Raw genomic sequence first — 22,043 nt, 5'->3', positions numbered from 1 at the left:
ATGCCCCATGCCCAATTACCAATTCTGCATTTCCACCAATTCCATACACAACTCATTAATTTGCTCCAAATCAGGTTTATAAGGTAGGGCAGATTGTTCGCAAACAATTTCCATTTTTGCGACTAAATCTTCTGCCATTTTCATCACATATTCATAAGAATATTCACCTTTTAAAATAGCTTTTAAATCTTCAACATCACCAGCTGTTCTTCGATCTACAATCACTTCACCTTGCTGCAATATTTCTACTCCACTGCGTAACAATCTAATGCAGTGCATTCCATGTTTCAGGTCAAAACCCGACTTTCTTTCCATTTCTGCTCTAGCCGGATTTCTATTCTCCTGCCAAGATAAGTAAGCCTTCCATTCTCTTAAAGCTATTTGATAGCTTTGACTTTTCTGAAGCAGGCGGATAAAATCTTTACGGCTATTGGTTAACTTTTGGGTATATTCCAAAGTTTCATCGGGTAAAGTATATTGTTTTAAAACTCCTTTAAAATCAATATCTGCTGTCAGCAATTGATATAATTGTTCTGCTTCTTCCAAAAATTCAATCCGTCCTCTAATTAAGTTATAAAGATACTCCAGAAAGGCATTTAACTCATCTTTGCTCAGAGGTGCTTCGTTTTCTATAGCGAAGTCAGATGGTATTGGTTTTTTTTGCGGTGGCTTTAACAACCACTTACGATGAGTTTCCATCTTTTTGATTTGGGCAAAGGCATAACCAGTGTAAGTATGTTTTACCTTCTTGCTCAAAAATAACTGTTTACAATCGATTAAATGCTGTCCAACTGCGCTTAAAAAAGGATAGTTATTCAACCAAAGCAATTCTAAAACATTGGGATTCGCGCCAGCTAATAACTGGAGGATTTTCCTTAATTCATATATAACTGTGTCTTTGTTACCATCTATGAACGGAAATATTCCTGGTTCATCCCAACCACTATCTTTTTGTTCTATGCGATCAAATCCTAAATAGTACCTTTTGGGTGCAATAAATACTCCCCGATAATCAAAGTCGGAATCAGGACGATTTAAACCATAACCGTGGCTACCTGCCAAACCAATTAAAATAGTTCTTTGCTCAACTTCTATTCTTTTCATATCACCTGATTAAAATATAGTCATCCTAACTCATCAGTTAAGCAGGTGGCGAGACGGAGAGTAGAGAAAGGAATCATTTACGAACAAAAAAATCCCCAACTTCTCTAAGAAATTAGGGATCTGAGCCTTGGTATAACAGGAATTTCCTTAAAGGAGATGATACAACGGTATCTTCTTGAGGAACAAAACTTGGCAATTCAGTTGTTCCTATACTTTCGATTTCCTATGAACAGGAATTATCTAGGATTAATGTGGCGTCTATTCCCCCATCCTGGATTAACAATAGCAGCTAAATCTTCCTCAGATAATTTGCTGATTTCACTGTCCAGTTCTTTAACTGTGAAATTATAGCCACGCTCTTGAGCAATTTTGATGAAGGCTTCTGGATCGGCTGTTGCTTTGAGTCTTTCCTGTAACGCTTGATCTTGTTTTATAGCTTGAAAAAGTCGGGCGGCATTTTGCTGTGTCATGACAATCAATCTCCTGTTTAAAATATCAGGTTTGAATGTGATAGTTAAACTCTTGAGGATTCACTAACTTTTGTAAAGAATTTCTAGATGAGACACCTTATATTTAATATTAAAACAAAGAAGAAAAATGTGTTGATTTTGATAAAAAAATATAACTTTTCAGCTAATACTAATTAATGTTAATTTTTGGTAGATTCAGCCCTAAGATAGTAGCAATTTTTATTTAAAAAGTATTTGTTCTGATTTCTTGTAAATACAATTTACATATCGTGTGAGTGAGCGATGTCTACGACGGGCTACGCCTATACTCATGACGACTGTTGGCTAATTCCTGCCCATCTTGGAAAATGAGCGATCGCACAGAGTAATTAGCTGATTTTTCATTTTCAGGCTGACCAGACAGCAATGCCAAACCCAAAAATCCTTTTAAATCTTGACTTGACGTATGTTAATAAAATACTATGTTAGATTGTCTGTCTAATTCCTGCTCGGATCAGGTAGACATATTACAAAGGCTGGCAAAAGCATCTTTATAGAAGATAAAAACCAGCTACCTGTACGGCAACTTCAAGGACAATTCCATGACCTACGCGATTATTGAAACTGGTGGCAAACAGATACGAGTAGAGCCAGGGCGGTTTTACGACATTGAACTGCTTGCGATCGAACCAGATGAAAAAGTTACAATAGATTCCGTATTACTCGTGCAGCACGATGGCGAAGTCACCATTGGACAGCCATTAGTAACAGGTGCGACTGTAGAAGGGACTGTAATGCGGCATTTCCGAGGTCGTAAAGTTCTGGTATATAAAATGAAGCCGAAAAAGAAAACCCGCAAAAAGCGGGGGCATCGTCAGGAAATTACCAGACTTATGATTGACTCCATTACCCTTAACGGTGCAGTGTTTGCTGCTCAAGGAGAAACGGAGAAGGAAACTCCCGTTGTAAATGACACTGCTGCTGAAGAAGTTGAAACCGCTGCTGAATAATAAAAGAAGTAGATACACAAAAGGAAATCATGGCTCATAAGAAAGGAACAGGTAGTACACGCAACGGTCGTGATTCTAATGCCCAACGTCTGGGTGTCAAGCGTTATGGTGGTCAAGTTGTACGTGCAGGAAACATTCTCGTGCGTCAGCGTGGTACTAAATTTCACCCTGGTAACAATGTCGGTATTGGTAGCGATGACACTTTGTTTGCCTTAATCGACGGTGTTGTAACGTTTGAGAGAAAGGGTAAAACTCGTAAAAAAGTTAGTGTTTATTCACCCGTAGCCGCTGCTGAGGCAGCCCCTGCTGAAGCAGTAGCAAGTTAAAGTGTTAGGGTGGGTAACAGTGCCCACCCTAATCGTTAGTTAGTGCTGATGTGATAATCAGATTTGCAAAAATATTCACAGCATTTACTTAACTTTTAACCCTTATTTACTCTAAAAAATAAGTTCCTAACTCTTTTATTCTCTCTACCCAACCTTTCATCTGATCAGCAACTTTATACTTCCATTGAAGTTGAAGTACTTCTCTAGTATAAGAATCATCAAATATAACTTTGTCTTTGTTTTCAAAGACTGGCGCAACGAATTCTACCTGAGCAGCCTGGGCAAACAAAGTTGACACTTGGCTAACACTCAAATTTTCAGGTGCAGCAAGGTAATGTCCTCCTTTGGAGTTAAATCGCGCTACGGCAATGTAGCAGTCTGCTAAATCTTCAACATGAATCCACGCCGTCATAAAATCTGGTGGAAATGGCTGATAGCCTTGGTGTGGTTTCCCTGTAATGAACTGCTGAATTGCAAAATCCCAGAAACTACCACGAGTTGGTGCTGAACCATATACTGATGAAGGATAGACAATCGAAGCGTTACCTCCATTGCTGATATATTCTTCTATGAGCATATCTTTCAATACATTTACACCTGATAGTAAGTCAAAACATACTAAATATTCAGGTTGTGTATAACCTTTTGGTGGAGGTGTTTCGGTGATTCGTCCGCCATCAGCAGTAATCAAAGAGAAATTCCCACTGGTTGTAATTACATGAATATCTGGTGAGACTGCCTTAGCGCCGTGTAAAGCGGCTTCTAATGCTATACGGTCTTTGGCGAATTGAGCTTCTTTAGTTGATTCTGGAGGCATGTGCCACGCTACATTAATTACCGTTGTAATATCATGATTGCTAATTGCTTGTGCAACATCATTACTGGAAATTTCTACCTCTTGAGAGTGGATTATTTCCTTGCAAAAAGGCTTTATACCCTCAACATCACTACTCGGACGCACAAGTGCCAATACGGCAAAATCTTGTGTTTGAGAAAATTTACGGCATAGCGCTCCGCCAATATAGCCAGCTGCACCTACAATCAAGACATTTTTAACGGAAGAGCTTTTTTCGGATAAAAATTCTTTGTTGTTTGACATATTTTTTGAAAGTTTTTGCTCATCAAGCTTTTCAATATTTGTAAAATAGCGGTTAAGACAAATTAAATATCTGTTCTGGAGTCTATGTCTATAGAAATGTGTAAAGATAAAGGTTATTTGAAAAGTTAGAACGTTTTGCTACCGACAATAGGACTTTTCAAACATCCTCTAAGGTTTGCGATCGCAAGGCAGATAAATGCTACTTATACCATTTTTGTGTGAGGTTGCGCTAAACTCTTTTAACTTCTTCTTTCTTGGTGTCCTTCTCTACGAGACGCTGCACGAATACTTCCTACCCTGCGGTCAGCCCTCCAGGTGACGCTCCTAACGTCGCTAACGCTACGCTAACAGCAGTCGCTCATGGTGAGCCAGTGCGTTGGGCGGCTCTGCCGACTTGAAGCAACTGGCGTGGAAACCCCCAAGATCGCGCTGCTTCACCGCTTTGCGTCTATGCGGTTCATTTTTCTTTCTCATCCTTAAACAGGGTTTAGCGCATCTTCATACAGAATTGGTATTACCTACCATGAACTTTATGCCGTAGTAAACTTATCATACCCATACAAGATATCAGAGCTATAACAGTTGATGGTTCAGGAACAGGTGTTGTTTGTGTCTCTAAGAAATTGGCCATGTCTTCACCAATGATCTGATTTACATGACGAGTGGGATGAATCTCGTCGTAGTAATAATAATTATCAGGTGTTGAACAACCAGGCTCCAACCCACTAGTAGTGTATAAAAGTTTGCAGGCATCATTTATATTGGTAAGACCATAGACCGCTGGGCTAGAGCGAATTTTTCTGCTAATTGCAACGTAGTCATACAATGCAACTTCAACACCTAATTGCTTATTCAGGGTATCGAGTTGACCGGGAAGACTTTCATTGATAACATCTCTAAACTTAAGTGCATCTTCAGAGTTTTGCTCAAAAAGCGGTAATGCAGCTAAATCTATAGAATTTACGACAAAAAACTGTTTTGCCCCTAGTGCTGTAAGTTGTGATACTCCAGAAGTAATGTTGTTAACAGCAGTAGAAGCTAGTGCATCGACCGAACCAGTCTGATTAGAAAAAAACCTTTCTAATAAATCATTTGTAGATATAAAAATGAAGTATAATCCATTAGAATCTGCCACGCGATTAACTTCTGTTTTATATTGTTTGATTTGACCAAATAAACCCGTATCTTGATATCGGTCGAGCCAGCTACTTAAATTGCCATTGCCGCTTTTTGCACCACCTACAGCATAATCTGTTAACTGTAAATTTTCTTGTTTTGCTAGTACCTCAACTGATGTTAATCCGGGATTATTTGTAAATCGACCATCAGAGTCATACACATCCAATCGCGGGAATATAAATGCTCCAGGCACCCCAGCTTGAACTGCTGCTTTTGTAATCTGAAGTGCTGCCCCATTATCTGAATAGCTATCACCAAAGGCATAAATACGAGAAATAGAGTTGAAAGAAGCTGCATAAGCGTTATTAACAACTACACATAATAAAGCCGCACTACTTACTGCGGCAGTAGCGAAAGTCTTCAAAGTATTACTTTTGAGCATATCAACAAGTTCGTTTACAAATATTTAGCATGAGTACCATCTTTCAATTAAGTAAGTATTAAAAATTACGAATTTACAGCACTGAAATATTATAATCTATAATTGGTTGTGGCTTGGAGATACCATAAATACCTGAGAAAATGCTGAGAATTAATTAAGTTTTCTCAAGGGATAAATTTATGAAAATCATGGCTTCGTTTCAGATAGGCTTCAGTCCTAACAGAGATACTTTGGATGTTCCGGATAACTCAAACATCAGTAGTGTTAGAACCGAAGGTTTTATTTGATTTCAATATAGATGCGATGCCTACGGCGGCAAGCTACGCAGTAGCAAGAATCTGATAGAGTTCTCTACAAGAAAGCATCTTCTTTACCCCAATAGCCTTTATGAATCTGCTTGTAGTTTAGTTTTCTCTGAGCAATCAATACAAAAAGAACTATCCAAAGGAAAAAACCAAGACTATGAACTGGAAAACACTTTCTTTAATTGCTGGTTTGATTTTAACTACCAGTCTCACTGCTTGCTCTAGCAGTCCTGCAACCAAAAATCAAATTGCTCCTGAAGCCTCTCCTGCTATGAGCAAAGACAAAGCCGGCGATGCTATGGGCAAAGATGCGATGGGTAAAGACAAAGCCGGCGATGCTATGGGCAAAGACAAAGCTGGTGATGCTATGGGCAAAGATGCAATGGGTAAAGATAAAGCTGGCAATGCGATGAGCAAAGATGCGATGGGTAAAGATAAAGCTGGCAATGCGATGAGCAAAGATAAAGCGGGTGATGCGATGAAGCAATCGCCTGCTCCCACCAAGCCTTAGCCACAACTAGCTTTGCATCTCACTTTTCTTCTACTGGGTACTAGGGACTGGTAAACCAAGAAAATCCTAGTTCCAATCCCTATACTTTGGTGCTTTGACATCAACAAGAGAAATTCTGATGAATCACAACCTGCTCCATCGGCGTCAGTTACTTTTTTATCTTGGGTTAGGGGTTGTTGGAATCGGTGCAGCTACAAAATTTTCCAACTTCAGAAAAGTGAATGCCCCTTCTATCTCTCCTGCAAAAAGTAATAATACGCAAAACTCGGAAGCTATTGCTGTGAAAACTCCCGCAGGCAAGAGTTTGCCAGAGTTTCAAGGGATAAGTCAGTGGCTTAATTCTACACCTTTATCAATAGCTGACCTCAAAGGTAGTGTTGTTCTAATACAGTTTTGGACTTTTGCTTGTATTAACTGCCAGCGTACACTGCCCTACATCACAAGATGGCATCGGCAGTATGAGTCGCAGGGACTCAAGGTGATTGGCATCCACGCACCAGAGTTTGCTTTTGAGCGAGATACGAACAACATTAAAAAGGCGTTACAACAACACCAAATTACCTATCCGGTTCCAGTTGATAACGAATATAAAACTTGGAACGCTTACGAAAATCAGTATTGGCCTCATCTGTTTTTAGCTGACCGTCAGGGTTTGTTGCAATATGACCATATTGGTGAAGGGGCATACGAAAAAATAGAGCAAACTATCCGCCAACTATTGGGTTAGAAGGAATGATGATGACTTCTACTTTATCAATCAGTCTGGCTTTATTCGGAGGAGTTTTGAATGTGCTTTCACCCTGTGTTTTACCGATTTTGCCCGTGCTATTGGGGCGATCGCTCCAATCCCATACTTATGGCCCAGTAGCACTGTTAGGGGGATTAATCACTGGTTTTGCACTAGCAGGTAGTTTACTAGGTATAACAGCAAGCTGGTTTACAGGCTTGGTTAATTTATTACGCAACGGAGCGATCGCATTCCTCTTATTTTTGGGATTACTGGCAATTTTCCCGACTTGGAGTTACCGAATATTTAGTTATATTCCAGTTGGCAAGTGGGCTAAAAAACCTGTAGAAATGGGACTTATGGGAGAGTTTTGGCTAGGGACTCAGTTGGGGCTTTTGTGGACTCCCTGTGCTGGGCCAGTTTTGGGTGGAATTTTAGTTCTAGCAGCAGTTAATCATCAAGTCGTAGGTGCATTTTGGCTACTAGTTGCCTATGGAATCGGAGTCGGTTTGCCTTTGTTGGCGATCGCCTACGGTGGGCGAGTATTTAGCCAACGAATCCTCAATCTCCGCTTCCATAGTGCAGCTTTGCAACGGATTGGTGGCGTAGCGATCGCGGCTACAGCAATTGCGATTCTTCTGGGTTGGGATGTCCAGATACAACTTTGGCTGGCTCCGTTCTTTCCCACTCAATCTTTGTGAAACGTGCCAATTTTAGACTTTCCTGCGGAACACTACGCGTAGCTTGCTTCCCCGGAGAAGTACGGCGATCACTCAGTCGAACGATTTTGGATTGAAGACATAATCCACAAGTCTAACTGGGAACAATCTGAAAATCCAAAATCCTAAATTGGTATGACCTCATCTAAACGTAAAGTTCGCTCAACACCAAGTCAGACTTTTCTATCAAAGACCTTTCACTGGATTAATATCATCAGTCTTATTTTGATGATTGCTAGTGGACTACAAATCTATAATGCTAATCCGGTATTTGGAGGACGTGAAGGTTGGCATTTTCCTGACTTTCTGTTGCTAGGAGGCTGGCTAGCAGGTGGCAGAAACTGGCATTTTGCTGCTATGTGGCTATTTTCGCTAAATTTACTTTGGTATGGACTTTATATCTTTATAACTCGTCGTTGGCAACGTCGGTTTGCCGATCACGGTGACTTAAAAGCATTGCAAGTCAGCCAGAACCCAAAGCGCAAAAACTACGCATGGCATCGGTTAGTTTATACTGCTATCATTCCAGTGCTACTGCTGGCAATTTTGAGCGGTCTGGCGATGTATAAACCTGCCCAATTGCATTGGCTTTCTGGGCTGTTTGGTAGTTGGCAAACTCTACGCACTGTTCACTTTATCACTGTTCCCACTGTCATACTGTTTACAGTTGCTCATTCTTTACTTGCTCTGAAGGTAGGAAGCATCCGTTTAGTGAAATCTATGTTTTTGTAGAGGTTTTATGAGTCTGATTCTTCCCAAACGTACCTTATCCCGTCGTCGGTTACTGCAAGTATCTGGACTTTCAGGGGTAGGCTTTCTTCTTGGTGGCTGTGGGACAAATTTGTTCTCAGATAATCTGCGGCAAATATCTGAGCCACTGAATGAACGTCTAGAAGCACTCCTATTAACTCAAAAACCTATACCTGAATTTCCTGTCAGTGCCATAGAAGCAGATAAATTGCTGATTAATACCTTTGACTTCACCCCGCAAATTGATCCGGCACAGTTTCGCTTAATAATTGATGGTGAGGTCAATAATGCGATGCAATTTAGCATGGCAGATATTCAAAAACTTCCCTTGACTTCAATGATAATTCGCCATGTCTGTGTTGAAGGCTGGGCTGCGATCGTTCAATGGGGAGGCGTGCGATTACGAGACTTAGTAGCGCTGGTACAGCCGAAATCAAACGTCCGCTATGTCTACTTCAAATCTGCTGATGGCTACTATGAAAGCTGGGATATTGCCTCTGCTGTGCATCCCCAAACTCTCATGGCTTATCAAAAGAATGGACAACCTTTATCAGCTGATAATGGTGCGCCCATGCGTCTAGCATCCCCAATTAAACTGGGCTATAAGCAAAGCAAGTGGGTAACTCAAATTACCTTTGTCAGTAATTTGTTACCTATTAAAGGCTATTGGGAGGATCAGGGCTATGAGTGGTTTGCAGGGCTATGAGGCAAGCAGAAGAGGCAGGGGGAGAAGGGGAAGATGGGGGAGATAAGAGAGAAAATTTTACCTTGTCCTCCTTGTCTTCCTTGTCCCTGTGTAATGGGATATTTTTTATTTGCAATTTCCTTATCTTATATTACTGGTTCACAAATGAAATTAACTATGAATTTAGCTGAATTTACTGGTTCAAATTTGAACTGTTCCGTATACAATCTGATGCTATCAAGGTTATGCTTTAAACTGTCGGAACATTTGTGCAATATACATTTTGGCAGTTTTTGATTCCGATTTTTTCAGGCTTTGTGAGAAATCCGGGAGCGATGCACAAAAAAACCAATTCCAGCTAAACTTATACCAACCAGTGGCGTCATAGTTGTTGGTTCTGGGACTTCCTGGCCCACCTCGATAGAACCTTTTACTGAAGCCAGACCATTCAAGGTAATAATTGATCCCAGATTAACTGTGTCCTCTTCGGAGAACAATAGTGTGCTTGTGGCGTTTTTGAATATGCCTTCACCACCAGTGATATTCACAATGCCAGAACCTTTCGCTGTCAGATTATCAAAATTAACTTCAGCACTAGCATCACTAGTTCCAAACAACTTGTTAGTACCACTACCAAAAACGATGTTGCCTAATGGAAAACCTTGGACACCAAACACTTGTGGATTGTTATTAAAAGTAAGATTTCCCTTGGCATCAATCACTGAGTATGTCAGACCCTTGTATAGTCCTAAATCATACGGAGCGTCATCACTCACACCTATCTCAGATACCTGTGAAATATTGCCTGAGATGGGCTGAATGTTAACAGTAGTGTGATAGTTGCCAGTAAATGGATATATGGTCTTTGCTGTTGCTATCGCTGCATCTAGGCAAATATTAATTGAAGTGAAAACTAGTGGAACCAACCATATGTTGAATGAACGGAATACCATTGAAAACCTCCACCTTCAAAAATTATTTATTTTTACAAAAGCCTAAGATTCAATTTTCTTAAATATACTATTCTTCTATAATTCTCTTAATTTGCGTGAATTTTATAAGTTCTTTTATATAAGAGACAATTCAAATATTGTGAACTAAAAACTTAACGAGAATATTTCCTACAGTTTTAAACCTTACAGGATATAAACCGGGATTGCAATGAATAATCCTTTGATGAACTTGTCAATTTTTTATTATTACTGGATAATTTGCTTCTTTACACTAGTACGTATTTACTGTTTAAAATATTGAGGGAGTTAATTGGTTGAGCGATCGCATTCTTCACAACAATTATCTAGACTATATTTCCGACGTTTTTGATCAATTAAGAATTTTGATAGAGTGTTGAACGCCTTATTCTACTGTTAATTTAGGTTTCAGAAACTTTTGGAAAATCCTGGTGAGAAATCCGGGTTTAAGTATTTGCTCCCGACAGTTCAGCAAAAGGGGCGGTGAATACTGATACCAATTTGCATCTAGAAGTGTAATTTATAAATTTCTCTTCCCTACTCCCCACTGGCTACTCCCCCACAGTGAAAGTTATGACTGAGAAAGCAAATTGGTACGAGTGATATAAATATGTTGGTATATCTATTGACGATTCACTGGAAATATTTAACTATTTAAATTCAATTATCAGCAACAAATATATAACACTAACTACTCAATCTGAATAAGCATATTTGGTTTAGGTGGTTTTGATTACCAACAAAGGCAAAAAATTAAATACTTGCTTTGATTGGAATTACAAATTTCAATCAAAGCAAGTATTTGAACAAAGTTAATCAGGGAATAACACATTATCAATAACATGGATAACACCATTGTCAGCTTCCACATCCGGAGTCACAATGTAAGCATCATTCACCTTAACATTATTCTCAGTATTAACTTTGATATCTTTTCCCTCGGTTGTTGTTAGCTTTTGCGACTGAACTAAATCAGTTGCATTAATCTTGCCAGAAACCACATGGTACTCTAAAACTTTTCTTAACTTAATGACATCCTCTAGGAGCTCTTCTACGGCTCCTGATGGAAGCTTGGAAAAGGCTTCGTCTGTTGGTGCAAAGACAGTAAATGGCCCATCTCCCTTAAGTGCAGTATCAAGACCAGCGGTAGTAATAGCTGTTACCAAGGTGTTGAAAGAACCCGCATTAATTGCAGTATCTATAATATCTGGCATCTGATGTCACCTCAATTGTGTGAAAACTTGATGTAAAGAGATTTAGCACATAAGTGTATGCTTAGACTATAGGTCAATCCTCTGCCACTGCCGATCATCGCGCATCAACAAATCATCTGCTGCCGATGGTCCCCACGAGCCTGGTGCGTAGTTGGGAAAGTTTTCAGGTGGCGTGGTTGCCCAAGCCTCTAAAATGGGGGTGACGACGCTCCAGCCCAGTTCTACGTTATCTGATCGCTGAAACAAAGTTGCATCACCGATCATGCAGTCGTACAGCAAGGTTTCATAGCCAGTACTCTGAATCTTGCCAAAGTAATCAGTGTAGCAAAACTCCATTTCTACCGCATCCATTGCCATCGCCGGGCCAGGCACCTTTGCACCAAATTGGAGGTGAATTCCTTCCTCTGGTTGAATGCGGATGGTCAAGAAATTAGGCGTAAGACGCTCAATTGAGGTTTGGCGAAATAATAGTGAGGGTACTTGCTTAAACTGAATTGCAATTTCAGTCACGCGTTTAGCTAAACGCTTGCCCGTTCGTAGATAAAACGGCACCCCTGCCCAGCGCCAGTTGTCAATATTTAGCTTTAAGGCAGCATAAGTTTCAGTGGTAGAGTCTGACGCAACTCGTGGCTCTGAGCGATAAGCAGGCACTTGGGTATCCTTCACCGTTGCCGCACCATACTGTCCCCGTACAGTATCAGTTTGCACAGTTTCAGCAGTGAGCGGAATGATCGACTTCAATAGTTTTGACTTTTCATCACGCACCTCATCTGCTGAAAACGAGACTGGCGGTTCCATCGCCGTCATTGCCAGCAGTTGAAACAGATGGTTTTGCACCATGTCCCGCACTGCGCCTGTACCTTCATAGAAATTGCCTCTGCCTTCGACTCCAACCGTTTCAGCTACGGTAATCTGGACGTGATCAATATGTTCGCGATTCCAAATCGGTTCAAACAAGCCATTACCAAACCGAAACACCAAAATGTTTTGTACAGTCTCTTTGCCCAGGTAGTGATCGATACGGTAAATCTGTTTTTCCTGAAGGACAGCACCAATGGTTTTATTCAGGGCACGAGCTGAGTCCAAGTCGTGCCCAAAGGGTTTCTCAATGATAACTCGCCGCCAGCGATCGCTCTCTTGGTGTACTAATCCTGCCGCACCAAGCTGCGTAATGATGTCACAAAAGAAGTTAGAGCCAGTTGCCAGGTAGAACAAATAGTTTCCCTGAGTGCCACAGTCTCGATCGACTTGAGTGAGTAAGTCTTGTAACTGATGGTAAGTGTCAGCCTCCTGAAACTCACCAGCAAGATAGTACAGTCGCTGCTCAAGCGGTTGCCAAAGCTCATCGTCTACGGGAACCGTTGCGAACTCATGAATGTCTTGGGCGAGTTTGTTACGAAAATCGTCCTGACTCATTGAAGTGTGTGCGATTCCAACGATCGCAAATTCCGGCGGCAGCAAATTGCTTTGTTTGAGGTTGTAGAGGGCGGGAAGCAGTAGACGCTTGGTTAAATCTCCCGCTGCTCCAAAGATAACGATCGCACAGGGTTCTACCGGACGGATTGAGGCTTCAGCAGGAACCTGGGGCGTGGTGGCAGCCGTCATGATAAAATCTCCGCATGTTCTTCAAGATGTCCACCAAACTATAGCGTATTGCAGACAGCAGTTTATCTGGAAACATCGTGGTGACTTAAAAGTATTGCAAGTCAGCCAGAACCACAAGCACAAAAATTATGTATGGCATCGTCTAGTTTACACTGATATCATTCCAGTGCTACTAAGTAGGTGGGCGTAAATATTTGTCGTTGGGATAAGGCAGGAGGCAGGGGGAAAAAGGTTTTTCCGTTTTCTGTTAGTTCTGTCGAACTCACGTTTAACTGGGCTACAAGCAAAGCAAGTGGGTAACTCAAATTACATTCGTCAGCAATTTTTTACCTACTAAAGGCTATTGGGAGGATCAGGGCTATGAGTGGTTTGCAGGGTTATAAGGCAGGCAAAAAGCTAATCTATATCGGGTTCAACGCCTAGCGATCGCAGTTGTGCAATCAACCGTTTAGCTCGTTGTCTTTCTTGTTCAGCTCGTTGTCTTTCTTGTTCAGCTCGTTGACTTTCTTGTTCTGTAGAAGTCAATATCCAGCAGCCTGTCCAATCATACCAGCGTAACCAAGGCTGTTCTACATCTTGATAGCGTCCCCGCCACACACCCAAGCCTAATTCTAGTTCTGGTATCCAAAAGCGCGATTCTGACAGTGCTATCTCAGCATAACGACCACCGTCTAACTTAAATACCCTTAATTCATATTTGTACCGATCAAATACTACATAATAAGGAATACGTAGAATCTGCTCATACACTTCCCATTTTCCTGGTGGTTGCTTGATATCTCGCAATGTTTGCCCCAAGTCTTCTTTTTCAGTACCTGGAGACAGCAATTCAACCACAATAAAAGGATGAACTCCCTCTTGCCAAATGACATAACTTAAGCGTAAATCCCGTTGTTCATAGAGACGGGAAACACCTAAAACGGCAAACCAATCTGGTCGCTTATACCACAGTGGATAACGCGGGTCATAATAAAGATTCAGATCACTAGCAACAAATATCTCATCACTAGGATAATTTGGTGGACGAAAGGTTTCGTCTAATAAACGAGGTTGCAATAAATGAAACTGATCGGGCAAACCAGGCTCCTCTGGGTCTTCACTGGGAAGATCATACATGGTCGGCAATACATCTTTTGGCGATCGCGGCGGGTCGGTTTGATACATCATAAAGCAGTCCTAATGATGAAACTTTCAGTTCTATTATGATTCAATTGTTTTTGAGTAACTCAACACCTTGCAGAACGAGGCAGCATAAATTTCTCGCCCTCAGCTGCAAATTTACCACGAACCATCAGCACAGTTTCATCAAAAGTATGGGTGAATGCTTGCACATCTTTGACATCCAAAAGTTCTGGACTAAAGTAAATCACCACTTCTTCAATTAGTTGAGGTATCTTACTAAGAATTTTCTTTAAAGGGCATATCTGCGTTGTAACTAGATCAAAAAGATGAAGTCGGGTACTTTCTATCTCCATACAAGTAATTAAATCTAAATCTTCTGCATAATATAAGGGGCGACTTCCTTCATTGACACAGAACACAGGTTTTTCTTTAACTACACCAACTATATTAGAGACAGGGGCGCGTGTTTCCAAAAGTCTGTGTAACAATGTGTAATCTTTGGTATCTGTAAAATCCAGTATTCTGAAGCTATCAGTGCTATCTGTAGAGTTACACTTAATTTTAAAGATGTGTTCATCGATAACACGAAATCCAAAAGGTAAGTAAAACTCTGGTTGTGGTGTCGTCAATACTAGTGTTTCATAAATGCAATCACAATACCTTAGCACTTCCTCCATCACTTCACGGTAATATCCTCTTCTGCGAAATTCTGCACGGGTAGCTACTCCATGAATTCCTCCAACAATGAGCTTTTGTCCCATAATTTGCATGGGAATTTCTAACACTCCTACATGAGTAATAGCTATATCATCATGAAAGCGGATAAACGGAGTTGAAGCTGTTTCCCAAGATGCACCTAGTTTTCTTGCACATTCTGCTAAACTGCTGAGTCCGGGAAATGTGACTTCCATCAAGTCAAAAAGCTGATCGCTTAAACTGGGATCATCAGAGAATGACTGTTTGAAACGATACTGGCTCATAGTTCAAGTATTACAATCAATTCAGTAAAGACTACAAAATCAATTTCAGCAAATCCAGAAAAAGGGAAATTATGAATGAGTAGTAAAAACGTAATACCAATTCAAAATTCAAAATTCAAAATTCAAAACTCAAAATTAAGAAAGTGAAACCTAGCATATATTTCAGGGTTTGATTCTGTATCATATTTGTCGTGAAATGGTATAAGGTGTTGCGCCTCTAACGTTTAACCCAATATTTATCAAGCTTGAGTTTCTTCAAATAAAACTAAGCCATACTTCTCACCAGTAGGCAAAAAGCCAATTCCTCGATAAACTGCTTGGGCTGCTTGGTTATTATTACCTGTAAACAGGACGGCACGTTTTACTCCTTGCGATCGCGCATCTAACAACGAGCCTGCTACCACACTTTTGGCGTAGCCTTTACCTCGCAGCGCTGGCGGTGTCCACACTCCACCAATTTGCACAATATCAGGTAGGCTAGCATTGAAAGCAGAGTAGGAAACTGGGGTATCTCCTGCTACCAAAACCCAATGCATAGCCGTAGCTTGACGTGCCTCAATTATGCGATCGCAAGTAGGTCTTAAACTGGGAGTATCTGTTTTTCCTAAAGCTTCCACATTATAAGCAGCGCACCATTCAGTGAGTAATTCCAATTCATCTGAATGTGGCAAACGACACTGCACCTTTGCCGATGCTAAAGCTTGAGGTATTTGCAAGTTACGCAGTGCTAAAGATAACAATATCTCCGGCTGATCAAGCTCAGTTGGTCGGTTGCTAAATCCCAAAATGCTTTTTGTCGCTTCAACTTGTGCTGCTGGTCCACTAATTCCAGAAATAGCACGTCTAGATTGTGCCACAACTGCTTGCACCACCTCTGGCAGATGTACAGGAGCTTGGACTACAATCATCCCATTCCAAAAGTGGGCTGCAACTGCCACTATAGTTTCATCTATATAGGCCGCTATATAAGTTCCTTGAAATCTTGCACCTTGGTCAAGTAGTCCCGCAGCTCGCCAATTAGAGCGCAAAAACATAGAAGTATCAGTGTGTTGCAAGAGAAATGTTTCCAGTGATACTTCATCTCCAGGTTGCAGCGTTCTCAAAGTAGGCACAAAAAACTCCTGAGTGTCGAATTCAGTTTACCGAATAGGCTGTTTCGGGAATAGTAGCAACGCCATCTGTGAAGTTGGTTCTACCTAATAGTAATTGAAAGGGACACAGCCTAACTGTGTCCCTAAATAAAGCTACTTCAAGATGCTAGGACTGGCGATAGCAGGCAAGCTCCATTAAACAACATAGTTTTCCGTCGCTTGTCTGATGCAGTTCATTTGTTTCTCCTCCAAAATGGATGCCGGAGGATGGGCAGAAAATACTTAGACTGATGTCACAATCTATCGAGAATCAGTTAAGCAAGTTGAAAGAGGAATGTCATCAAGTCTCCTTTACCCAAGCTGATGCGATCGCCTGGTCGCAAGCGATGACGGTTCCCTGGTAAAAGTGGCAAATTATTGATGTAAGTGCCATTAGAACTTCCCACATCCTCTACATAATGAGCATCTCCCTCGACGCGAATATCTGCATGAATCCGCGAGACAATTTCGGAATTGGGAAATCCTGAAACATCTATATCTGGAGGAATCCGGTCATTGGGCTTACCGATATGAATCACAGAAAAATTTTGCGGTAATTCAATTAAGCGATCGCTTTGAACATGGATTAACCGTGCTGTAACCTGCTGTAATTGCGTTCTGGCAGCAGTTGCAGTTGGTGCTGGTTCCACAGGTGGTGGAGTCGGAATATTACTTTGTCCAGAGACTACGGGTTGAGCTACAACAGTTGACACAGGTTCTGGAGGGCTGCTTTTTGCAACAGGTATCTGTGGCGCTGGTTCTGGGGGAACTGCCACCTCTGTTGGTGGTAAAGATGATTCGGGAGGATGGGAGTTAGTAGAACCGCTTATTCCCAAGGCATCTGGTTGTAAAAGTTCTAATAGTGGATCGGGTGGAACTAACGCTGGTACTTCCACGGGAGTATCGGGAGTTACTGTTGTCGCTACTGCGGTATGAACGTGTGGAACACCTGCGGAGTGAAGGTTATAGCCACACTGACCACAGAATGCAGCATCTGCCTGCACAGTTGCCCCACAACTGGGACAATTAGTAGTCGCAGGTAATGGTGTATAACAAGCTTCACATTGGACAGCACCGTCAGGATTGGGATGATTGCAATTAGGGCAGACGATCATCGATATTTAGCCTTTGTTCAAGATCATCATAAATATATTTAGGACTGGCAAGCAGAAGGCGGCCCTAGATTTAGATTCTAGCAATTACTGCTAATGGAACGATGAATTGGACACTCTTACACGGGAAGGAGAGCAGGGGAGACAGGGGGAGCAGGGGGAGAAGAACTAATGCCCAATGCCCAATGCCCAATGCCCCATTGTTCAATGTTGAAGTTCCAAACCTGCTGCTGCATCTAGCAGCCACCAAAGTTCTCCTTGGGGCTGAATTAAGCGGGATGGGTAAGTGAAGTCATCGGCTACAGGTGCAAAGACTTGCGCTAAAGCTGGTCGTTTATTAGCACCAGCAACCAGAAAAATCACGCTATGAGCAGAGTTGATGAAGGGGTATGTGAAACTTATCCTGAGGTTTCCGTCTTTGTTACCCACAGTCACGAGGCGATCGCGTACTTTAAGAGCCTCTGTATGGGGAAACAAAGATGCAGTATGTGCATCATCACCCATTCCTAGTAATACTACATCCAAGGGGGGAAACTCGACCCCAGAAGAATTGAAAAATTCTTTGAGTTGTTGTTCATACTTGACAGCAGCCAGTTCTGGATTGGCTTCTAAAGTTGGTACGGGGTGAATGTTAGCCACTGGGATGTCAACGCGGTCTAGCCACGCACGACGCGTCATCAGTTCATTGCTATCAGGGTGATCTGGTGGTACGTAACGCTCATCCCCCCAAAATATATGAATTTTATCCCAAGGCAGTTTTTGAGTAGCGATCGCTTCGTATAACGGTTTAGGTGTACTGCCACCAGACAAGGCGATGGTAAACCGCCCACGCTGCTCAATGGCAGTTTCTAACTTGGACAGGATTAATTCTAGCGCTCGTGCAACCAGCGCTGGCTGATCCGGTAAAACTTCAACGGTTTTGTTCATGGCTTCATCATCATATTGCTGGCTTCTGGCAATACAATACCGAACTTATTACAATCCCCCTTTTTAACTTTTGAAACATTTAACATCGTAGATTAAGTAGACTGGAAAAATGTAGACCTTCTTTATCACCTTTAACCGTAAGTTGTCAGTAGTAAGTCGTACTAACTACTAACCACTCTCATGATTATTTTTATTTACATCCAGTTACTTGATACCTTGTTGATTAACGCCACAAAGGATACGTTTATTAATTCTTATTAAAAATTAATAAAACTAATTAATCACAAACAACGCTTGCCAGTTAGCGATCGCTTCACGTTGGGCAATTAACAATTCCTGAATTCCTTTTTGGGCGACATCTAGCAGTTGATCTAACTGAGTGCGGCTAAAGCTGCCTTCTTCGGCTGTTCCTTGGACTTCTATGATTCCCAAATGTTGATTCATCACCACGTTAAAATCTACTGTTGCAGCTACGTCTTCGATATAATTCAGATCCAAAAATGGCTCTTTTTCCAGTAATCCTACGGAAACTGCTGCTACCTGTCCACACAAAGGCGATCGCTCCAATACGCCCTCTTGCAACAATTTAGAAATTGCATGAGCCAACGCCACAAACGAGCCTGTAATGGCTGTTGTCCGAGTTCCAGCATCTGCTTGCAATACATCAGCATCCACGGTCAGCGTGCGTTCTCCCAGTGCCTCAAAATCCACTGCTGCACGTAAGCTGCGTCCAATTAAACGTTGAATTTCTTGCGTCCGTCCAGATAATTTCAATAATTCCCTTTCTTGACGTTTTTGGGTAGCAGATGGTAGCATCCGGTACTCAGCAGTTAACCAGCCGTTACCACTTCCTTCGAGAAATTTCGGAACTCCCTTATTAACGCTAACAGTACAAAGTACCTGAGTATCACCACATTTTGCAAGAACAGAACCGGGGGCAAAGCGGGTGAAACTGGGGTGAAAGCTGATCGGACGTAGTTCGTAAGCAAGACGACCGTCAGGACGCTGCCAAGCCATTGGAGTTGCCTCAAGTTTTACAATACTGCCTTAAGATTACCTTAGTGTTATTGGGCATTGGGCATGGGGCATTGGGCATTGGGCATGGGAAAGAGACAAGGTAGACGAAGAAGAGGGGGAAGACAAGGGAGAGACTTGTTCAATAATTTCCCCTTGTCCCCCTTGTCTCCTACCTGCTTCTAAGGAGATGAAAGCAGAGTCAAAATATTTTGCTGCACCATCTCTGGTGACTGGTCGCCGTTGATGGTCAACAAGCAGCGACGACGGTCGTAATATTCTAGGATGGGAATGGTGCGATCGTAGAACAATTCTACACGGCGCTGTACGATTTCTGGTTGGTCATCTGGTAGCGATCGCCCCAAAGATCGACTAACCATCACTGCTTCCGGGACTTGGAGATAAATTGCCCAATCTAGCTTTTGCCCTAAATCATCCAATAAAAAATCTAATTCTTCAGCTTGGAAGGCAGTACGGGGATAGCCTTCTAACACCCAATCGCAGTTAATATCTGGTTGTCTGAGGCGAATTTGGATCAATTCAACGATCATTTCGTCTGGAACTAACTCCCCTTTTTGCATGTAGGGCCGTGCGTGGTAGCCTAGTTCACTCAAGCTAGCGTAAACCGAAAGAGAAGTCCGAGAATCGGCTTCCAAGCATCGAAATTCTGGCAGGGGCTGATTGCCAGATATTGCTGACCGTAAAATCTCACCTGTAGAAATCAGAGGAATATCAAAGTATCTGCAAAGCCTTTGTGCTTGAGTGCTTTTCCCCGATCCTGAACCTCCCAGAATCACCAATCTCACAACAATTTACTCCTCATCCTGTCAAATTCCCTACTTGCTAAGTCTGTTTTGTCCAAACAACCGACAAATCTAACATTTAGCGATTTTCAGACGTTCTATCTAGCATTTTTAAATAATTGGAACTAGAAATTTTATGTTTTCATTTTTACAACTCATTTCAGAGAAAAGAGGAAAATTTAAATCAAAATAACTCTTGACTTCAATACAAAAGTAGTGTTTGACTAAGAATGCAATTTGCAAAATTCACCACACCTGTGAAAAACAGATAGATTATACAGGCAGATTTGTAATAAGTACTGCCAGCACAAACCTTTAATTTATTGTAATTTTTTGAACTTTACCCTATGGTTGCCCAGCTAGAAACTCCAAGTATAAATTCACCCCTTACCTTACCATATCTAGTTGAAGGGCTAGTGCAAGTTTTCACTAGCTCACATCGCAACTTTTTTACGAGCGTTATGGCGCAAGCACTGAGAATAGCTGGACAAGGAACGCCAGTATTAATAGTCCAGTTCCTCAAAGGTGGTATTCGTCAAGGACAGGATCGACCTATACAATTAGGACAAAACTTAGATTGGATTCGCTGTGATTTGCCTCGTTGTATTGATACACCACATTTAGATGATAGAGAAAATCAAGCATTACAAAAGCTGTGGCAGTATACACAACAAATAGTATGTGATAGTAAGTATTCTCTAGTGGTGTTAGATGAGTTAAGTTTAGCGATTAACTTTGGTTTAATTTCTGAAATGGAAGTTTTAGCGTTTTTGGCAAAACGCCCTCCCCACGTCGATATCATTCTCACGGGGCCAGAAATGCCAAAATCTCTTCTTGATGTAGCAGATCAAATTACAGAAATCCGTCGAAGTTATCGACCCTAAACAAAATACTCAATTCACGATATCCTAGTAATTCCGTTTGAACTAGCTGTGAAGTTGTGATTAAAAACGATATCTGGATTACTGAAATGGCTCAACAAGGACTAATTTCGCCCTTTGAGCCAAGTTTAATCCGAAAAGTGCAAAAAGATGAATCAGTAGCAGTTAAACATGTAATCAGCTACGGTTTATCTTCTTATGGCTACGATATACGCCTTTCATCAGCTGAGTTCCGCATTTTTCGTCACATTCCCGGAACTGTAGTTGACCCCAAAAGCTTTAATCCCCAGAATCTGGAGCCGACAGCATTGCACACAGATGCCAATGGCAGTTATTTTATTTTACCTGCTCATAGTTATGGCTTAGGAGTCGCTTTAGAAAAACTGGAAGTTCCTAATAATATTACAGTCATTTGCATAGGGAAATCTACTTATGCTAGGTGTGGTATAATAGCGAATTTAACTCCTGCGGAGGCTGCTTGGCGTGGACATTTAACTCTAGAGTTTTCTAATTCCTCTAGTGCCGACTGTCGTATCTACGCTAATGAAGGTGTGGTGCAATTACTCTTTTTAGAAGGCGAACCCTGCGCTATCAGTTACGAAGCACGTCAGGGTAAATATCAGGATCAGCTAGAAATTGTGACTTTGGCTCGTGTTTAGACTGAATGATATCTAAGAGGTTGTTTGAAAAGTTGGGAATGTTGTAAAAAAGCTCTCTCAGTATACGCTGTGAATAGATACTAAACAGCACCGAGAGAGTGGTATGAGTAAAGCATACAAGAGCAACCTAACCCTGGCACAATATAAATTTCTCAGTGACATGATTCCAGAGCCAAAACCGGGTGGTCGAAAGCGTGAAGTTGATATTTGGGAGGTTCTCAACGCGATTTTCTACATTTTGGTAGAAGGAGTCAGATGGCGATGCCTACGGCGGGCTACGCCTACGCTACCAGGAGATTTTCCTGCTTGGCAAACGGTCTATACATACTTTCGCAATTGGCGTAAAGACGGGACTTGGCTAAAAATCCACGATAGTCGT

The 22,043-nt window shown here is 41.6% G+C and carries 25 protein-coding genes and 1 pseudogene; 11 read left to right on the top strand and 15 right to left on the bottom strand.

The window, feature by feature from the left end; genetic code table 11:
- Positions 1–15: 15 nt before the first annotated feature.
- The 3 genes from V7K56_RS29920 to V7K56_RS29910 form a co-directional block, all read right to left on the bottom strand.
- On the bottom strand, positions 16–1,104 hold the full coding sequence (locus V7K56_RS29920; RefSeq protein ID WP_334916569.1) for a nucleotidyltransferase domain-containing protein: 1,089 nt from the start codon (positions 1,102–1,104) through the stop codon (positions 16–18).
- Between the two features lie 236 nt (positions 1,105–1,340).
- Positions 1,341–1,574: a Nif11-like leader peptide family natural product precursor gene (locus V7K56_RS29915; protein ID WP_334916567.1), complete on the bottom strand. Its 234-nt coding sequence runs from the start codon at positions 1,572–1,574 to the stop codon at positions 1,341–1,343.
- 286 nt (positions 1,575–1,860) lie between these two features.
- The gene (locus V7K56_RS29910) at positions 1,861–1,986 is read right to left on the bottom strand and encodes a hypothetical protein (RefSeq protein ID WP_334916565.1); all 126 of its coding nucleotides are present in this window, start codon (positions 1,984–1,986) and stop codon (positions 1,861–1,863) included.
- Between the two features lie 169 nt (positions 1,987–2,155).
- On the opposite strand from V7K56_RS29910, the gene rplU reads away from it, so the two are divergent.
- Positions 2,156–2,563, top strand: a complete 408-nt coding sequence (gene rplU, locus V7K56_RS29905) for a 50S ribosomal protein L21 (protein WP_334916564.1) — start codon at positions 2,156–2,158, stop codon at positions 2,561–2,563.
- 29 nt (positions 2,564–2,592) lie between these two features.
- The gene (gene rpmA / locus V7K56_RS29900) at positions 2,593–2,889 is read left to right on the top strand and encodes a 50S ribosomal protein L27 (RefSeq protein WP_104906219.1); all 297 of its coding nucleotides are present in this window, start codon (positions 2,593–2,595) and stop codon (positions 2,887–2,889) included.
- A 106-nt stretch (positions 2,890–2,995) separates the two neighbouring features.
- Here rpmA and V7K56_RS29895 read toward each other — a convergent pair whose 3' ends face one another.
- Positions 2,996–3,988, bottom strand: coding sequence for an NAD-dependent epimerase/dehydratase family protein (locus V7K56_RS29895; protein ID WP_334916561.1), 993 nt, complete (start codon positions 3,986–3,988; stop codon positions 2,996–2,998).
- Between the two features lie 514 nt (positions 3,989–4,502).
- Entirely contained in the window at positions 4,503–5,549 is a 1,047-nt protein-coding gene (locus tag V7K56_RS29890) for an SGNH/GDSL hydrolase family protein (RefSeq protein WP_334916559.1), read from the bottom strand.
- 462 nt (positions 5,550–6,011) lie between these two features.
- On the opposite strand from V7K56_RS29890, the gene V7K56_RS29885 reads away from it, so the two are divergent.
- The 5 genes from V7K56_RS29885 (at position 6,012) to V7K56_RS29865 (ending at position 9,267) form a co-directional block, all read left to right on the top strand.
- Positions 6,012–6,365, top strand: coding sequence for a hypothetical protein (locus V7K56_RS29885; RefSeq protein WP_334916557.1), 354 nt, complete (start codon positions 6,012–6,014; stop codon positions 6,363–6,365).
- A 118-nt stretch (positions 6,366–6,483) separates the two neighbouring features.
- The gene (locus tag V7K56_RS29880; RefSeq protein WP_334916555.1) at positions 6,484–7,092 is read left to right on the top strand and encodes a thioredoxin family protein; all 609 of its coding nucleotides are present in this window, start codon (positions 6,484–6,486) and stop codon (positions 7,090–7,092) included.
- Between the two features lie 5 nt (positions 7,093–7,097).
- Positions 7,098–7,793: a cytochrome c biogenesis CcdA family protein gene (locus tag V7K56_RS29875; protein WP_334916552.1), complete on the top strand. Its 696-nt coding sequence runs from the start codon at positions 7,098–7,100 to the stop codon at positions 7,791–7,793.
- A 153-nt stretch (positions 7,794–7,946) separates the two neighbouring features.
- Positions 7,947–8,543, top strand: coding sequence for a cytochrome b/b6 domain-containing protein (locus V7K56_RS29870; RefSeq protein WP_334916550.1), 597 nt, complete (start codon positions 7,947–7,949; stop codon positions 8,541–8,543).
- Between the two features lie 7 nt (positions 8,544–8,550).
- Entirely contained in the window at positions 8,551–9,267 is a 717-nt protein-coding gene (locus V7K56_RS29865) for a molybdopterin-dependent oxidoreductase (RefSeq protein WP_334916548.1), read from the top strand.
- A 287-nt stretch (positions 9,268–9,554) separates the two neighbouring features.
- Here V7K56_RS29865 and V7K56_RS29860 read toward each other — a convergent pair whose 3' ends face one another.
- The 3 genes from V7K56_RS29860 to zwf form a co-directional block, all read right to left on the bottom strand.
- Positions 9,555–10,199, bottom strand: coding sequence for a hypothetical protein (locus tag V7K56_RS29860; RefSeq protein WP_334916546.1), 645 nt, complete (start codon positions 10,197–10,199; stop codon positions 9,555–9,557).
- Positions 10,200–11,029: 830 nt separating this feature from the next.
- Positions 11,030–11,431, bottom strand: coding sequence for a fasciclin domain-containing protein (locus tag V7K56_RS29855; protein WP_334916544.1), 402 nt, complete (start codon positions 11,429–11,431; stop codon positions 11,030–11,032).
- Positions 11,432–11,497: 66 nt separating this feature from the next.
- Positions 11,498–13,036, bottom strand: a complete 1,539-nt coding sequence (zwf, locus tag V7K56_RS29850) for a glucose-6-phosphate dehydrogenase (RefSeq protein WP_334916542.1) — start codon at positions 13,034–13,036, stop codon at positions 11,498–11,500.
- 272 nt (positions 13,037–13,308) lie between these two features.
- Here zwf and V7K56_RS29840 point away from each other — a divergent pair.
- Positions 13,309–13,419, top strand: a pseudogene (locus tag V7K56_RS29840) (oxidoreductase); the annotation flags it as partial.
- A gap of 13 nt (positions 13,420–13,432) precedes the next feature.
- Here the strand turns inward: V7K56_RS29840 and V7K56_RS29835 are convergent.
- From V7K56_RS29835 to V7K56_RS29805, 7 genes are all read right to left on the bottom strand, one after another.
- Positions 13,433–14,200 (bottom strand): Uma2 family endonuclease, encoded by a 768-nt coding sequence (locus tag V7K56_RS29835; protein WP_334916841.1) that lies wholly within the window; start codon positions 14,198–14,200, stop codon positions 13,433–13,435.
- A gap of 62 nt (positions 14,201–14,262) precedes the next feature.
- Positions 14,263–15,138: a GNAT family N-acetyltransferase gene (locus V7K56_RS29830; protein ID WP_334916540.1), complete on the bottom strand. Its 876-nt coding sequence runs from the start codon at positions 15,136–15,138 to the stop codon at positions 14,263–14,265.
- A 239-nt stretch (positions 15,139–15,377) separates the two neighbouring features.
- Positions 15,378–16,250, bottom strand: a complete 873-nt coding sequence (locus tag V7K56_RS29825) for a GNAT family N-acetyltransferase (RefSeq protein WP_334916538.1) — start codon at positions 16,248–16,250, stop codon at positions 15,378–15,380.
- A gap of 293 nt (positions 16,251–16,543) precedes the next feature.
- Positions 16,544–17,383: an FHA domain-containing protein gene (locus V7K56_RS29820; protein WP_334916536.1), complete on the bottom strand. Its 840-nt coding sequence runs from the start codon at positions 17,381–17,383 to the stop codon at positions 16,544–16,546.
- Positions 17,384–17,584: 201 nt separating this feature from the next.
- Positions 17,585–18,307, bottom strand: coding sequence for a 6-phosphogluconolactonase (gene pgl, locus V7K56_RS29815; RefSeq protein WP_334916534.1), 723 nt, complete (start codon positions 18,305–18,307; stop codon positions 17,585–17,587).
- 273 nt (positions 18,308–18,580) lie between these two features.
- Positions 18,581–19,324, bottom strand: coding sequence for a ribonuclease PH (rph, locus tag V7K56_RS29810; protein WP_334916532.1), 744 nt, complete (start codon positions 19,322–19,324; stop codon positions 18,581–18,583).
- A gap of 179 nt (positions 19,325–19,503) precedes the next feature.
- On the bottom strand, positions 19,504–20,127 hold the full coding sequence (locus tag V7K56_RS29805) for an adenylate kinase family protein (protein WP_334916530.1): 624 nt from the start codon (positions 20,125–20,127) through the stop codon (positions 19,504–19,506).
- Between the two features lie 344 nt (positions 20,128–20,471).
- Between V7K56_RS29805 and V7K56_RS29800 the strand changes: the two genes are divergently transcribed.
- The 3 genes from V7K56_RS29800 to V7K56_RS29790 all read left to right on the top strand — a co-directional run.
- The gene (locus V7K56_RS29800) at positions 20,472–21,008 is read left to right on the top strand and encodes a P-loop NTPase family protein (RefSeq protein ID WP_334916528.1); all 537 of its coding nucleotides are present in this window, start codon (positions 20,472–20,474) and stop codon (positions 21,006–21,008) included.
- Positions 21,009–21,094: 86 nt separating this feature from the next.
- The gene (gene dcd / locus V7K56_RS29795; RefSeq protein ID WP_334916838.1) at positions 21,095–21,664 is read left to right on the top strand and encodes a dCTP deaminase; all 570 of its coding nucleotides are present in this window, start codon (positions 21,095–21,097) and stop codon (positions 21,662–21,664) included.
- Positions 21,665–21,767: 103 nt separating this feature from the next.
- On the top strand, positions 21,768–22,043 hold a 276-nt coding region (locus V7K56_RS29790), incomplete at its 3' end, for a transposase (protein ID WP_334916526.1).

This window comes from Nostoc sp. (assembly GCF_036917535.1).
GTDB lineage: Bacteria > Cyanobacteriota > Cyanobacteriia > Cyanobacteriales > Nostocaceae > Nostoc.
The sequence above is the reverse complement of the archived record's forward strand: the minus strand, read 5'-3'. Positions and strand labels throughout refer to the sequence as shown.